Here is a 17,108-nt window from a genome sequence, read left to right as displayed (position 1 = left end):
GACTTAAATTTCCAGGGCAGATGGCCATTTGGCGACCATCTGCCCTGATTGTTTTCAGATCTAAAGCAATACATCCTGTGATGTTTCGTTGTCGTCAAACAGGATCGATATGGTCGTTCCATCAGCAACTGTGACGGTTGCAACATCGGTAGCGCTGTACGCGGTTCCAGCAGTGCCATCCTTGTCCACCGCGATGGTGTATGTGCCAGGACCTCCTGTGACTGAGACAAAACCATCAGCATCAAGATCATCGGCATTGGTCAATCCCAGCCCACCAAGGATTTCGGTCAGATCAATTTCGTCTCCGTCAGGCTCGCTGTAATCCGTGATGACGTCGTTGATGGCAAGATCAAGCGAATCCGCGCCAATAATGAATGTATCAGCATCAGCACCACCCGTCATCGTATCGCTGCCGGAGCCACCGATCAGAACATCCTCTCCGGCAAGACCTGTCAGAATATCTGTGCCGCCAAGGCCCAGAAGAAAATCATCACCTGATGTGCCTGATACAGGATTGTCATCGCCTTCGGTTCCGATGATTGTGGGGGCAGGCGGCAGGAAGTTGATTTCCAACTCGCCAGTCGTTGTGTCCCCATCGCCATCTTCACCAGTAAGCGCCACATCCATTGTGAACGGATCAATTGCGTTGATCGTTTCTATGGAAATTGCGCCTACTTTGAAGGAGTCGGTTCCTATTAAGCCTTCTAGTTGCACCGCTTGAAAAGCGGTAGTCGACTCAATTTCATAATACCAGCCCTCATCTACGCCAATAACAATAGCTACACCTGCCACCGAATTGAATGTTGATTGCAGTACGCCCGTGGTGGCTGGATTACCATTGTAAATTTTGACAGTAAAACTGTCGGTTATGAATGTATCTCCAGTGTCACCATAGAAATCTGAATCTTCATCTGCATCAATCAGTTTTATAGTAAAATCAGCTGTGTTGTTCGGATTTCCACTGACTTTGTCAATTTCCTGAGCAAAACTGGTTAGGGAGTAGTATGGCCCTGCGACGACCACAGGGTCCACATCAGTTATATTTGTCAAGAAATCGAACCGGATGATTTCACCCGCATCAATATCCTGACCGCTACCAATACCGATATTGTTGGCATTTGTATTTATCGAGCCACTTCCGGTTATGAGAATGTCATTCCCGCCCGCTGTGTTGGCCCCCAGAGCAAAGAAAGGGTTATTGCCACCACCTACACCGCTCAAATCGCTAAAGCTCGATGTCTCGCCATTCGCAATTGTGCCTTCATCAATGGTGAAGGAATAGGTTCCGGCGACCGGATCCAGATCGATGGTGAAGGCCAAGCCAGTTGTTGCATTGGCCCCGGTTGCACCAACCAGTATTGTGCTGTCGGCCCCTTCATACAGGAAGATTGGATCTCCGTTCAGCTTGATTGCATTGCCATCAGAGTCAAGCGCTGCGGCACCTTCAACAAAGTCAAACCCAATACTGCCAACACCATCCGCTCCAGCCACGTCAGCAAAATTAATATTGCCAACCGTAGTAAAGCCGGTCACATCATCCGCATAGACGAAATCCGCGACAAACGCGGAAGGCAGATCATCGGAGACATCGACATTGACGGTTCCGGTTACGGATGCTGCTCCGGTATCTGTCGCAACCACACCGACGCTGCCCAGATCTTGCAGATCGTCCACATTGACAGTTGGATGGCTGTCATAATTATCATTGAGCGTAGCTGTAACGGTTGCCACATCACCGGAGACCGACAGATCAAGGGTGACAATGGTGGGGCCAGCAACCCCGTCGGTACCTGTAATCTGTGTGTCGGAAACCCGTGTCCAGGTCAGTCCGCCAGTGAGGTTGGTGAGATCTGCTGCAAAGACAATAGATGAAATGGCGTTTGATCCAGGTGTGAAGGTCAGTGTGTCCTGGGCAAAGTCATCAGCCGTTGGATCAGAGCCATCCGCCAGATGTTCATCATCGAGCACCAAGGTAATGGGTGCAGTGACCGTTGGATCAGTGCCATTTGTGAGATTGATGGTGAGTGTTGTGGTCGACAGATCACCATCGCCATCAATGATTGTATAGACGAAGACATCGGTCTCATTGCCTGTGATGGCATTGGCTGTTGATTGATAGGTATAAGAGCCATCGGCTGCCAGAATGAGTGTGCCGTGTTCTCCAAGAATAGAAGCGCCAACACCGCCAGAGACATCATCCGTGGGATCGACACCTACCGCTGATATGACACCTTGAATGGCGGTGGAGGCCAGGCCATCAGCGCCGCCTTCATCATTGGTGAGCACACCATCGCCGACCAGAACGGTTAAAAGGGCGCCTTCATTGACCGCGCCGGTATCGGCAGTGGCTGTTGGCACATCATCGACGATATTGACGGTGATGGTTCCTGTTGATGTGTTGCCGTTTGCATCTGTTGCCACATAGGTGAAGCTCTCGGCGACTTCCGTATTGTTGCCATCATCACCAGACGTTGAGGTGACGGGAGCTGTCAGCGTATAGACATATGAGCCATTTGTTGCGATCTGGATGGAGCCATAGGTTCCTGCTGTGACGGCATTGTCGCCGGTCTGCAGGGCATAGGTAATGGCTGGAAATCCGCCACTTGCATTGAGCTGATTGGTGGCATCGGTCTCGGTTGTATCAGTTGGAATGGAGCCAGTGACACTGCTTGCAGCAATATCAGGAGCCGTTTGTGCTGTATCCATGCCGGATTCATAGACCGTGACATCATCGTCATCGGGGGCAACCACAGTGCCATCAGTGAGATTGATGGTGAGTGTTGTGGTCGACAGATCACCATCGCCATCAATGATTGTATAGACGAAGACATCGGTCTCATTGCCTGTGATGGCATTGGCTGTTGATTGATAGGTATAAGAGCCATCGGCTGCCAGAATGAGTGTGCCGTGTTCTCCAAGAATAGAAGCGCCAACACCGCCAGAGACATCATCCGTGGGATCGACACCTACCGCTGATATGACACCTTGAATGGCGGTGGAGGCCAGGCCATCAGCGCCGCCTTCATCATTGGTGAGCACACCATCGCCGACCAGAACGGTTAAAAGGGCGCCTTCATTGACCGCGCCGGTATCGGCAGTGGCTGTTGGCACATCATCGACGATATTGACGGTGATGGTTCCTGTTGATGTGTTGCCGTTTGCATCTGTTGCCACATAGGTGAAGCTCTCGGCGACTTCCGTATTGTTGCCATCATCACCAGACGTTGAGGTGACGGGAGCTGTCAGCGTATAGACATATGAGCCATTTGTTGCGATCTGGATGGAGCCATAGGTTCCTGCTGTGACGGCATTGTCGCCGGTCTGCAGGGCATAGGTAATGGCTGGAAATCCGCCACTTGCATTGAGCTGATTGGTGGCATCGGTCTCGGTTGTATCAGTTGGAATGGAGCCAGTGACACTGCTTGCAGCAATATCAGGAGCCGTTTGTGCTGTATCCATGCCGGATTCATAGACCGTGACATCATCGTCATCGGGGGCAACCACAGTGCCATCAGTGAGATTGATGGTGAGTGTTGTGGTCGACAGATCACCATCGCCATCAATGATTGTATAGACGAAGACATCGGTCTCATTGCCTGTGATGGCATTGGCTGTTGATTGATAGGTATAAGAGCCATCGGCTGCCAGAATGAGTGTGCCGTGTTCTCCAAGAATAGAAGCGCCAACACCGCCAGAGACATCATCCGTGGGATCGACACCTACCGCTGATATGACACCTTGAATGGCGGTGGAGGCCAGGCCATCAGCGCCGCCTTCATCATTGGTGAGCACACCATCGCCGACCAGAACGGTTAAAAGGGCGCCTTCATTGACCGCGCCGGTATCGGCAGTGGCTGTTGGCACATCATCGACGATATTGACGGTGATGGTTCCTGTTGATGTGTTGCCGTTTGCATCTGTTGCCACATAGGTGAAGCTCTCGGCGACTTCCGTATTGTTGCCATCATCACCAGACGTTGAGGTGACGGGAGCTGTCAGCGTATAGACATATGAGCCATTTGTTGCGATCTGGATGGAGCCATAGGTTCCTGCTGTGACGGCATTGTCGCCGGTCTGCAGGGCATAGGTAATGGCTGGAAATCCGCCACTTGCATTGAGCTGATTGGTGGCATCGGTCTCGGTTGTATCAGTTGGAATGGAGCCAGTGACACTGCTTGCAGCAATATCAGGAGCCGTTTGTGCTGTATCCATGCCGGATTCATAGACCGTGACATCATCGTCATCGGGGGCAACCACAGTGCCATCAGTGAGATTGATGGTGAGTGTTGTGGTCGACAGATCACCATCGCCATCAATGATTGTATAGACGAAGACATCGGTCTCATTGCCTGTGATGGCATTGGCTGTTGATTGATAGGTATAAGAGCCATCGGCTGCCAGAATGAGTGTGCCGTGTTCTCCAAGAATAGAAGCGCCAACACCGCCAGAGACATCATCCGTGGGATCGACACCTACCGCTGATATGACACCTTGAATGGCGGTGGAGGCCAGGCCATCAGCGCCGCCTTCATCATTGGTGAGCACACCATCGCCGACCAGAACGGTTAAAAGGGCGCCTTCATTGACCGCGCCGGTATCGGCAGTGGCTGTTGGCACATCATCGACGATATTGACGGTGATGGTTCCTGTTGATGTGTTGCCGTTTGCATCTGTTGCCACATAGGTGAAGCTCTCGGCGACTTCCGTATTGTTGCCATCATCACCAGACGTTGAGGTGACGGGAGCTGTCAGCGTATAGACATATGAGCCATTTGTTGCGATCTGGATGGAGCCATAGGTTCCTGCTGTGACGGCATTGTCGCCGGTCTGCAGGGCATAGGTAATGGCTGGAAATCCGCCACTTGCATTGAGCTGATTGGTGGCATCGGTCTCGGTTGTATCAGTTGGAATGGAGCCAGTGACACTGCTTGCAGCAATATCAGGAGCCGTTTGTGCTGTATCCATGCCGGATTCATAGACCGTGACATCATCGTCATCGGGGGCAACCACAGTGCCATCAGTGAGATTGATGGTGAGTGTTGTGGTCGACAGATCACCATCGCCATCAATGATTGTATAGACGAAGACATCGGTCTCATTGCCTGTGATGGCATTGGCTGTTGATTGATAGGTATAAGAGCCATCGGCTGCCAGAATGAGTGTGCCGTGTTCTCCAAGAATAGAAGCGCCAACACCGCCAGAGACATCATCCGTGGGATCGACACCTACCGCTGATATGACACCTTGAATGGCGGTGGAGGCCAGGCCATCAGCGCCGCCTTCATCATTGGTGAGCACACCATCGCCGACCAGAACGGTTAAAAGGGCGCCTTCATTGACCGCGCCGGTATCGGCAGTGGCTGTTGGCACATCATCGACGATATTGACGGTGATGGTTCCTGTTGATGTGTTGCCGTTTGCATCTGTTGCCACATAGGTGAAGCTCTCGGCGACTTCCGTATTGTTGCCATCATCACCAGACGTTGAGGTGACGGGAGCTGTCAGCGTATAGACATATGAGCCATTTGTTGCGATCTGGATGGAGCCATAGGTTCCTGCTGTGACGGCATTGTCGCCGGTCTGCAGGGCATAGGTAATGGCTGGAAATCCGCCACTTGCATTGAGCTGATTGGTGGCATCGGTCTCGGTTGTATCAGTTGGAATGGAGCCAGTGACACTGCTTGCAGCAATATCAGGAGCCGTTTGTGCTGTATCCATGCCGGATTCATAGACCGTGACATCATCGTCATCGGGGGCAACCACAGTGCCATCAGTGAGATTGATGGTGAGTGTTGTGGTCGACAGATCACCATCGCCATCAATGATTGTATAGACGAAGACATCGGTCTCATTGCCTGTGATGGCATTGGCTGTTGATTGATAGGTATAAGAGCCATCGGCTGCCAGAATGAGTGTGCCGTGTTCTCCAAGAATAGAAGCGCCAACACCGCCAGAGACATCATCCGTGGGATCGACACCTACCGCTGATATGACACCTTGAATGGCGGTGGAGGCCAGGCCATCAGCGCCGCCTTCATCATTGGTGAGCACACCATCGCCGACCAGAACGGTTAAAAGGGCGCCTTCATTGACCGCGCCGGTATCGGCAGTGGCTGTTGGCACATCATCGACGATATTGACGGTGATGGTTCCTGTTGATGTGTTGCCGTTTGCATCTGTTGCCACATAGGTGAAGCTCTCGGCGACTTCCGTATTGTTGCCATCATCACCAGACGTTGAGGTGACGGGAGCTGTCAGCGTATAGACATATGAGCCATTTGTTGCGATCTGGATGGAGCCATAGGTTCCTGCTGTGACGGCATTGTCGCCGGTCTGCAGGGCATAGGTAATGGCTGGAAATCCGCCACTTGCATTGAGCTGATTGGTGGCATCGGTCTCGGTTGTATCAGTTGGAATGGAGCCAGTGACACTGCTTGCAGCAATATCAGGAGCCGTTTGTGCTGTATCCATGCCGGATTCATAGACCGTGACATCATCGTCATCGGGGGCAACCACAGTGCCATCAGTGAGATTGATGGTGAGTGTTGTGGTCGACAGATCACCATCGCCATCAATGATTGTATAGACGAAGACATCGGTCTCATTGCCTGTGATGGCATTGGCTGTTGATTGATAGGTATAAGAGCCATCGGCTGCCAGAATGAGTGTGCCGTGTTCTCCAAGAATAGAAGCGCCAACACCGCCAGAGACATCATCCGTGGGATCGACACCTACCGCTGATATGACACCTTGAATGGCGGTGGAGGCCAGGCCATCAGCGCCGCCTTCATCATTGGTGAGCACACCATCGCCGACCAGAACGGTTAAAAGGGCGCCTTCATTGACCGCGCCGGTATCGGCAGTGGCTGTTGGCACATCATCGACGATATTGACGGTGATGGTTCCTGTTGATGTGTTGCCGTTTGCATCTGTTGCCACATAGGTGAAGCTCTCGGCGACTTCCGTATTGTTGCCATCATCACCAGACGTTGAGGTGACGGGAGCTGTCAGCGTATAGACATATGAGCCATTTGTTGCGATCTGGATGGAGCCATAGGTTCCTGCTGTGACGGCATTGTCGCCGGTCTGCAGGGCATAGGTAATGGCTGGAAATCCGCCACTTGCATTGAGCTGATTGGTGGCATCGGTCTCGGTTGTATCAGTTGGAATGGAGCCAGTGACACTGCTTGCAGCAATATCAGGAGCCGTTTGTGCTGTATCCATGCCGGATTCATAGACCGTGACATCATCGTCATCGGGGGCAACCACAGTGCCATCAGTGAGATTGATGGTGAGTGTTGTGGTCGACAGATCACCATCGCCATCAATGATTGTATAGACGAAGACATCGGTCTCATTGCCTGTGATGGCATTGGCTGTTGATTGATAGGTATAAGAGCCATCGGCTGCCAGAATGAGTGTGCCGTGTTCTCCAAGAATAGAAGCGCCAACACCGCCAGAGACATCATCCGTGGGATCGACACCTACCGCTGATATGACACCTTGAATGGCGGTGGAGGCCAGGCCATCAGCGCCGCCTTCATCATTGGTGAGCACACCATCGCCGACCAGAACGGTTAAAAGGGCGCCTTCATTGACCGCGCCGGTATCGGCAGTGGCTGTTGGCACATCATCGACGATATTGACGGTGATGGTTCCTGTTGATGTGTTGCCGTTTGCATCTGTTGCCACATAGGTGAAGCTCTCGGCGACTTCCGTATTGTTGCCATCATCACCAGACGTTGAGGTGACGGGAGCTGTCAGCGTATAGACATATGAGCCATTTGTTGCGATCTGGATGGAGCCATAGGTTCCTGCTGTGACGGCATTGTCGCCGGTCTGCAGGGCATAGGTAATGGCTGGAAATCCGCCACTTGCATTGAGCTGATTGGTGGCATCGGTCTCGGTTGTATCAGTTGGAATGGAGCCAGTGACACTGCTTGCAGCAATATCAGGAGCCGTTTGTGCTGTATCCATGCCGGATTCATAGACCGTGACATCATCGTCATCGGGGGCAACCACAGTGCCATCAGTGAGATTGATGGTGAGTGTTGTGGTCGACAGATCACCATCGCCATCAATGATTGTATAGACGAAGACATCGGTCTCATTGCCTGTGATGGCATTGGCTGTTGATTGATAGGTATAAGAGCCATCGGCTGCCAGAATGAGTGTGCCGTGTTCTCCAAGAATAGAAGCGCCAACACCGCCAGAGACATCATCCGTGGGATCGACACCTACCGCTGATATGACACCTTGAATGGCGGTGGAGGCCAGGCCATCAGCGCCGCCTTCATCATTGGTGAGCACACCATCGCCGACCAGAACGGTTAAAAGGGCGCCTTCATTGACCGCGCCGGTATCGGCAGTGGCTGTTGGCACATCATCGACGATATTGACGGTGATGGTTCCTGTTGATGTGTTGCCGTTTGCATCTGTTGCCACATAGGTGAAGCTCTCGGCGACTTCCGTATTGTTGCCATCATCACCAGACGTTGAGGTGACGGGAGCTGTCAGCGTATAGACATATGAGCCATTTGTTGCGATCTGGATGGAGCCATAGGTTCCTGCTGTGACGGCATTGTCGCCGGTCTGCAGGGCATAGGTAATGGCTGGAAATCCGCCACTTGCATTGAGCTGATTGGTGGCATCGGTCTCGGTTGTATCAGTTGGAATGGAGCCAGTGACACTGCTTGCAGCAATATCAGGAGCCGTTTGTGCTGTATCCATGCCGGATTCATAGACCGTGACATCATCGTCATCGGGGGCAACCACAGTGCCATCAGTGAGATTGATGGTGAGTGTTGTGGTCGACAGATCACCATCGCCATCAATGATTGTATAGACGAAGACATCGGTCTCATTGCCTGTGATGGCATTGGCTGTTGATTGATAGGTATAAGAGCCATCGGCTGCCAGAATGAGTGTGCCGTGTTCTCCAAGAATAGAAGCGCCAACACCGCCAGAGACATCATCCGTGGGATCGACACCTACCGCTGATATGACACCTTGAATGGCGGTGGAGGCCAGGCCATCAGCGCCGCCTTCATCATTGGTGAGCACACCATCGCCGACCAGAACGGTTAAAAGGGCGCCTTCATTGACCGCGCCGGTATCGGCAGTGGCTGTTGGCACATCATCGACGATATTGACGGTGATGGTTCCTGTTGATGTGTTGCCGTTTGCATCTGTTGCCACATAGGTGAAGCTCTCGGCGACTTCCGTATTGTTGCCATCATCACCAGACGTTGAGGTGACGGGAGCTGTCAGCGTATAGACATATGAGCCATTTGTTGCGATCTGGATGGAGCCATAGGTTCCTGCTGTGACGGCATTGTCGCCGGTCTGCAGGGCATAGGTAATGGCTGGAAATCCGCCACTTGCATTGAGCTGATTGGTGGCATCGGTCTCGGTTGTATCAGTTGGAATGGAGCCAGTGACACTGCTTGCAGCAATATCAGGAGCCGTTTGTGCTGTATCCATGCCGGATTCATAGACCGTGACATCATCGTCATCGGGGGCAACCACAGTGCCATCAGTGAGATTGATGGTGAGTGTTGTGGTCGACAGATCACCATCGCCATCAATGATTGTATAGACGAAGACATCGGTCTCATTGCCTGTGATGGCATTGGCTGTTGATTGATAGGTATAAGAGCCATCGGCTGCCAGAATGAGTGTGCCGTGTTCTCCAAGAATAGAAGCGCCAACACCGCCAGAGACATCATCCGTGGGATCGACACCTACCGCTGATATGACACCTTGAATGGCGGTGGAGGCCAGGCCATCAGCGCCGCCTTCATCATTGGTGAGCACACCATCGCCGACCAGAACGGTTAAAAGGGCGCCTTCATTGACCGCGCCGGTATCGGCAGTGGCTGTTGGCACATCATCGACGATATTGACGGTGATGGTTCCTGTTGATGTGTTGCCGTTTGCATCTGTTGCCACATAGGTGAAGCTCTCGGCGACTTCCGTATTGTTGCCATCATCACCAGACGTTGAGGTGACGGGAGCTGTCAGCGTATAGACATATGAGCCATTTGTTGCGATCTGGATGGAGCCATAGGTTCCTGCTGTGACGGCATTGTCGCCGGTCTGCAGGGCATAGGTAATGGCTGGAAATCCGCCACTTGCATTGAGCTGATTGGTGGCATCGGTCTCGGTTGTATCAGTTGGAATGGAGCCAGTGACACTGCTTGCAGCAATATCAGGAGCCGTTTGTGCTGTATCCATGCCGGATTCATAGACCGTGACATCATCGTCATCGGGGGCAACCACAGTGCCATCAGTGAGATTGATGGTGAGTGTTGTGGTCGACAGATCACCATCGCCATCAATGATTGTATAGACGAAGACATCGGTCTCATTGCCTGTGATGGCATTGGCTGTTGATTGATAGGTATAAGAGCCATCGGCTGCCAGAATGAGTGTGCCGTGTTCTCCAAGAATAGAAGCGCCAACACCGCCAGAGACATCATCCGTGGGATCGACACCTACCGCTGATATGACACCTTGAATGGCGGTGGAGGCCAGGCCATCAGCGCCGCCTTCATCATTGGTGAGCACACCATCGCCGACCAGAACGGTTAAAAGGGCGCCTTCATTGACCGCGCCGGTATCGGCAGTGGCTGTTGGCACATCATCGACGATATTGACGGTGATGGTTCCTGTTGATGTGTTGCCGTTTGCATCTGTTGCCACATAGGTGAAGCTCTCGGCGACTTCCGTATTGTTGCCATCATCACCAGACGTTGAGGTGACGGGAGCTGTCAGCGTATAGACATATGAGCCATTTGTTGCGATCTGGATGGAGCCATAGGTTCCTGCTGTGACGGCATTGTCGCCGGTCTGCAGGGCATAGGTAATGGCTGGAAATCCGCCACTTGCATTGAGCTGATTGGTGGCATCGGTCTCGGTTGTATCAGTTGGAATGGAGCCAGTGACACTGCTTGCAGCAATATCAGGAGCCGTTTGTGCTGTATCCATGCCGGATTCATAGACCGTGACATCATCGTCATCGGGGGCAACCACAGTGCCATCAGTGAGATTGATGGTGAGTGTTGTGGTCGACAGATCACCATCGCCATCAATGATTGTATAGACGAAGACATCGGTCTCATTGCCTGTGATGGCATTGGCTGTTGATTGATAGGTATAAGAGCCATCGGCTGCCAGAATGAGTGTGCCGTGTTCTCCAAGAATAGAAGCGCCAACACCGCCAGAGACATCATCCGTGGGATCGACACCTACCGCTGATATGACACCTTGAATGGCGGTGGAGGCCAGGCCATCAGCGCCGCCTTCATCATTGGTGAGCACACCATCGCCGACCAGAACGGTTAAAAGGGCGCCTTCATTGACCGCGCCGGTATCGGCAGTGGCTGTTGGCACATCATCGACGATATTGACGGTGATGGTTCCTGTTGATGTGTTGCCGTTTGCATCTGTTGCCACATAGGTGAAGCTCTCGGCGACTTCCGTATTGTTGCCATCATCACCAGACGTTGAGGTGACGGGAGCTGTCAGCGTATAGACATATGAGCCATTTGTTGCGATCTGGATGGAGCCATAGGTTCCTGCTGTGACGGCATTGTCGCCGGTCTGCAGGGCATAGGTAATGGCTGGAAATCCGCCACTTGCATTGAGCTGATTGGTGGCATCGGTCTCGGTTGTATCAGTTGGAATGGAGCCAGTGACACTGCTTGCAGCAATATCAGGAGCCGTTTGTGCTGTATCCATGCCGGATTCATAGACCGTGACATCATCGTCATCGGGGGCAACCACAGTGCCATCAGTGAGATTGATGGTGAGTGTTGTGGTCGACAGATCACCATCGCCATCAATGATTGTATAGACGAAGACATCGGTCTCATTGCCTGTGATGGCATTGGCTGTTGATTGATAGGTATAAGAGCCATCGGCTGCCAGAATGAGTGTGCCGTGTTCTCCAAGAATAGAAGCGCCAACACCGCCAGAGACATCATCCGTGGGATCGACACCTACCGCTGATATGACACCTTGAATGGCGGTGGAGGCCAGGCCATCAGCGCCGCCTTCATCATTGGTGAGCACACCATCGCCGACCAGAACGGTTAAAAGGGCGCCTTCATTGACCGCGCCGGTATCGGCAGTGGCTGTTGGCACATCATCGACGATATTGACGGTGATGGTTCCTGTTGATGTGTTGCCGTTTGCATCTGTTGCCACATAGGTGAAGCTCTCGGCGACTTCCGTATTGTTGCCATCATCACCAGACGTTGAGGTGACGGGAGCTGTCAGCGTATAGACATATGAGCCATTTGTTGCGATCTGGATGGAGCCATAGGTTCCTGCTGTGACGGCATTGTCGCCGGTCTGCAGGGCATAGGTAATGGCTGGAAATCCGCCACTTGCATTGAGCTGATTGGTGGCATCGGTCTCGGTTGTATCAGTTGGAATGGAGCCAGTGACACTGCTTGCAGCAATATCAGGAGCCGTTTGTGCTGTATCCATGCCGGATTCATAGACCGTGACATCATCGTCATCGGGGGCAACCACAGTGCCATCAGTGAGATTGATGGTGAGTGTTGTGGTCGACAGATCACCATCGCCATCAATGATTGTATAGACGAAGACATCGGTCTCATTGCCTGTGATGGCATTGGCTGTTGATTGATAGGTATAAGAGCCATCGGCTGCCAGAATGAGTGTGCCGTGTTCTCCAAGAATAGAAGCGCCAACACCGCCAGAGACATCATCCGTGGGATCGACACCTACCGCTGATATGACACCTTGAATGGCGGTGGAGGCCAGGCCATCAGCGCCGCCTTCATCATTGGTGAGCACACCATCGCCGACCAGAACGGTTAAAAGGGCGCCTTCATTGACCGCGCCGGTATCGGCAGTGGCTGTTGGCACATCATCGACGATATTGACGGTGATGGTTCCTGTTGATGTGTTGCCGTTTGCATCTGTTGCCACATAGGTGAAGCTCTCGGCGACTTCCGTATTGTTGCCATCATCACCAGACGTTGAGGTGACGGGAGCTGTCAGCGTATAGACATATGAGCCATTTGTTGCGATCTGGATGGAGCCATAGGTTCCTGCTGTGACGGCATTGTCGCCGGTCTGCAGGGCATAGGTAATGGCTGGAAATCCGCCACTTGCATTGAGCTGATTGGTGGCATCGGTCTCGGTTGTATCAGTTGGAATGGAGCCAGTGACACTGCTTGCAGCAATATCAGGAGCCGTTTGTGCTGTATCCATGCCGGATTCATAGACCGTGACATCATCGTCATCGGGGGCAACCACAGTGCCATCAGTGAGATTGATGGTGAGTGTTGTGGTCGACAGATCACCATCGCCATCAATGATTGTATAGACGAAGACATCGGTCTCATTGCCTGTGATGGCATTGGCTGTTGATTGATAGGTATAAGAGCCATCGGCTGCCAGAATGAGTGTGCCGTGTTCTCCAAGAATAGAAGCGCCAACACCGCCAGAGACATCATCCGTGGGATCGACACCTACCGCTGATATGACACCTTGAATGGCGGTGGAGGCCAGGCCATCAGCGCCGCCTTCATCATTGGTGAGCACACCATCGCCGACCAGAACGGTTAAAAGGGCGCCTTCATTGACCGCGCCGGTATCGGCAGTGGCTGTTGGCACATCATCGACGATATTGACGGTGATGGTTCCTGTTGATGTGTTGCCGTTTGCATCTGTTGCCACATAGGTGAAGCTCTCGGCGACTTCCGTATTGTTGCCATCATCACCAGACGTTGAGGTGACGGGAGCTGTCAGCGTATAGACATATGAGCCATTTGTTGCGATCTGGATGGAGCCATAGGTTCCTGCTGTGACGGCATTGTCGCCGGTCTGCAGGGCATAGGTAATGGCTGGAAATCCGCCACTTGCATTGAGCTGATTGGTGGCATCGGTCTCGGTTGTATCAGTTGGAATGGAGCCAGTGACACTGCTTGCAGCAATATCAGGAGCCGTTTGTGCTGTATCCATGCCGGATTCATAGACCGTGACATCATCGTCATCGGGGGCAACCACAGTGCCATCAGTGAGATTGATGGTGAGTGTTGTGGTCGACAGATCACCATCGCCATCAATGATTGTATAGACGAAGACATCGGTCTCATTGCCTGTGATGGCATTGGCTGTTGATTGATAGGTATAAGAGCCATCGGCTGCCAGAATGAGTGTGCCGTGTTCTCCAAGAATAGAAGCGCCAACACCGCCAGAGACATCATCCGTGGGATCGACACCTACCGCTGATATGACACCTTGAATGGCGGTGGAGGCCAGGCCATCAGCGCCGCCTTCATCATTGGTGAGCACACCATCGCCGACCAGAACGGTTAAAAGGGCGCCTTCATTGACCGCGCCGGTATCGGCAGTGGCTGTTGGCACATCATCGACGATATTGACGGTGATGGTTCCTGTTGATGTGTTGCCGTTTGCATCTGTTGCCACATAGGTGAAGCTCTCGGCGACTTCCGTATTGTTGCCATCATCACCAGACGTTGAGGTGACGGGAGCTGTCAGCGTATAGACATATGAGCCATTTGTTGCGATCTGGATGGAGCCATAGGTTCCTGCTGTGACGGCATTGTCGCCGGTCTGCAGGGCATAGGTAATGGCTGGAAATCCGCCACTTGCATTGAGCTGATTGGTGGCATCGGTCTCGGTTGTATCAGTTGGAATGGAGCCAGTGACACTGCTTGCAGCAATATCAGGAGCCGTTTGTGCTGTATCCATGCCGGATTCATAGACCGTGACATCATCGTCATCGGGGGCAACCACAGTGCCATCAGTGAGATTGATGGTGAGTGTTGTGGTCGACAGATCACCATCGCCATCAATGATTGTATAGACGAAGACATCGGTCTCATTGCCTGTGATGGCATTGGCTGTTGATTGATAGGTATAAGAGCCATCGGCTGCCAGAATGAGTGTGCCGTGTTCTCCAAGAATAGAAGCGCCAACACCGCCAGAGACATCATCCGTGGGATCGACACCTACCGCTGATATGACACCTTGAATGGCGGTGGAGGCCAGGCCATCAGCGCCGCCTTCATCATTGGTGAGCACACCATCGCCGACCAGAACGGTTAAAAGGGCGCCTTCATTGACCGCGCCGGTATCGGCAGTGGCTGTTGGCACATCATCGACGATATTGACGGTGATGGTTCCTGTTGATGTGTTGCCGTTTGCATCTGTTGCCACATAGGTGAAGCTCTCGGCGACTTCCGTATTGTTGCCATCATCACCAGACGTTGAGGTGACGGGAGCTGTCAGCGTATAGACATATGAGCCATTTGTTGCGATCTGGATGGAGCCATAGGTTCCTGCTGTGACGGCATTGTCGCCGGTCTGCAGGGCATAGGTAATGGCTGGAAATCCGCCACTTGCATTGAGCTGATTGGTGGCATCGGTCTCGGTTGTATCAGTTGGAATGGAGCCAGTGACACTGCTTGCAGCAATATCAGGAGCCGTTTGTGCTGTATCCATGCCGGATTCATAGACCGTGACATCATCGTCATCGGGGGCAACCACAGTGCCATCAGTGAGATTGATGGTGAGTGTTGTGGTCGACAGATCACCATCGCCATCAATGATTGTATAGACGAAGACATCGGTCTCATTGCCTGTGATGGCATTGGCTGTTGATTGATAGGTATAAGAGCCATCGGCTGCCAGAATGAGTGTGCCGTGTTCTCCAAGAATAGAAGCGCCAACACCGCCAGAGACATCATCCGTGGGATCGACACCTACCGCTGATATGACACCTTGAATGGCGGTGGAGGCCAGGCCATCAGCGCCGCCTTCATCATTGGTGAGCACACCATCGCCGACCAGAACGGTTAAAAGGGCGCCTTCATTGACCGCGCCGGTATCGGCAGTGGCTGTTGGCCCGTCATCCAGCACATCCACTTGCAGCGTGTCACTTGTGGAAAGCCCGTTACTGGCTGTCAGGACGATGGTGAATTCGTCAGAGATGCCTTCTGAAGATCCGGTAGATGTGTCATCAGGGTGGTCTGTCGTGTTGTCGTCGAGAGTATATTCCCAGGAATACCCAGTGGACGGAGAGCCGGTGACCACCAACGTGCCATAAGTACCTGTTGTGACAGTGCCGCCATTGGTTACGTCAACGCCATCGATAAACAGGGTGCTGACGGTATTGGGACCCGTTGAAATTGCCAGATTCCCAGACGTCTTTTCCAGAGGGCTGGAGGGGTTTGACCCATCAAAAAGTGCTTGCTCGTCTACAAATGCGCCAGCGCCTGCTTCCAAAAGTGGAGCCGTAGGATCGCCGTTTTCTTCCTCCGGAATGCCTTCAAACAGCTCTTCCTGTTCCGGTTCTACAAACGCAAGTGCTGTGGGTGGCAACAGTGATGTAATACCAATGCCATCGCCAATTGAGCCTTGCGAGCTGTCCTGATAGGCTCCGCGGCCTTCCGGCAAAGGTTGCTCTGCGGGTTGTTCTGCGGCCACATCGGGACCAGCGGCAGGTTGTATGTTGTTGGCCTGGAAGAGGGCCGCAACTGTTTCCGAGGGGAGTTGCACGTCTCCCAGATAGATAGTCAGGCCCTGAATGGCGCCTTGCAGAATAACAAAAATGGAGCCATCCGGCTGGACCAATTCCAGATTGTTGCCATTGAGGCGCAAATCGCCGAGATTCGCATCTGCAGGCAGACGTACGGCATTCTCGTCATCAATCGAAAACTCGACAATTGCCGGGGGCGTGTCGTCAGCAGAGACAGCTTCAGAATTCGTGCTTGCCGACTGACTGTCAGGGTCCTGTGCGTCGTCTGCCTCATCAGAGGTGACGGTCTGAGGCTCAACCTGAGCTATCTGCCATTCAGCTTCAGAAACATCGTTCAAGGCGTCAACAGAAGAGGATTGACCCTCTAAATCATTATTCACGGCCATACGCAACTCCACACAACTCGACAATGTTAATCAGTTGTTAAGGATAGTTGGGCGGTCTAGCGGATGCAAATTTACAAACCATCAAAAGCATTTCATATTATGCCTTTTGCGAAGATGATTCATTAACCCTAATAAAAAAACATAATATATTATGTAATTATTGGATATTGGCGCTGGAG

Annotated in this window: 1 protein-coding gene; it reads right to left on the bottom strand. The window is 52.5% G+C overall.

The window, feature by feature from the left end; translation table 11 throughout:
• Positions 1 to 60: 60 nt before the first annotated feature.
• Positions 61 to 16,929, bottom strand: a complete 16,869-nt coding sequence (locus RAL91_RS16865; protein ID WP_306257418.1) for an Ig-like domain-containing protein — start codon at positions 16,927 to 16,929, stop codon at positions 61 to 63.
• Between the last annotated feature and the right edge of the window lie 179 nt (positions 16,930 to 17,108).

This window comes from Pararhizobium sp. IMCC21322 (genome assembly GCF_030758295.1).
In the GTDB taxonomy this organism is placed as follows: Bacteria; Pseudomonadota; Alphaproteobacteria; order Rhizobiales.
The sequence above is the reverse complement of the archived record's forward strand: the minus strand, read 5'-3'. Positions and strand labels throughout refer to the sequence as shown.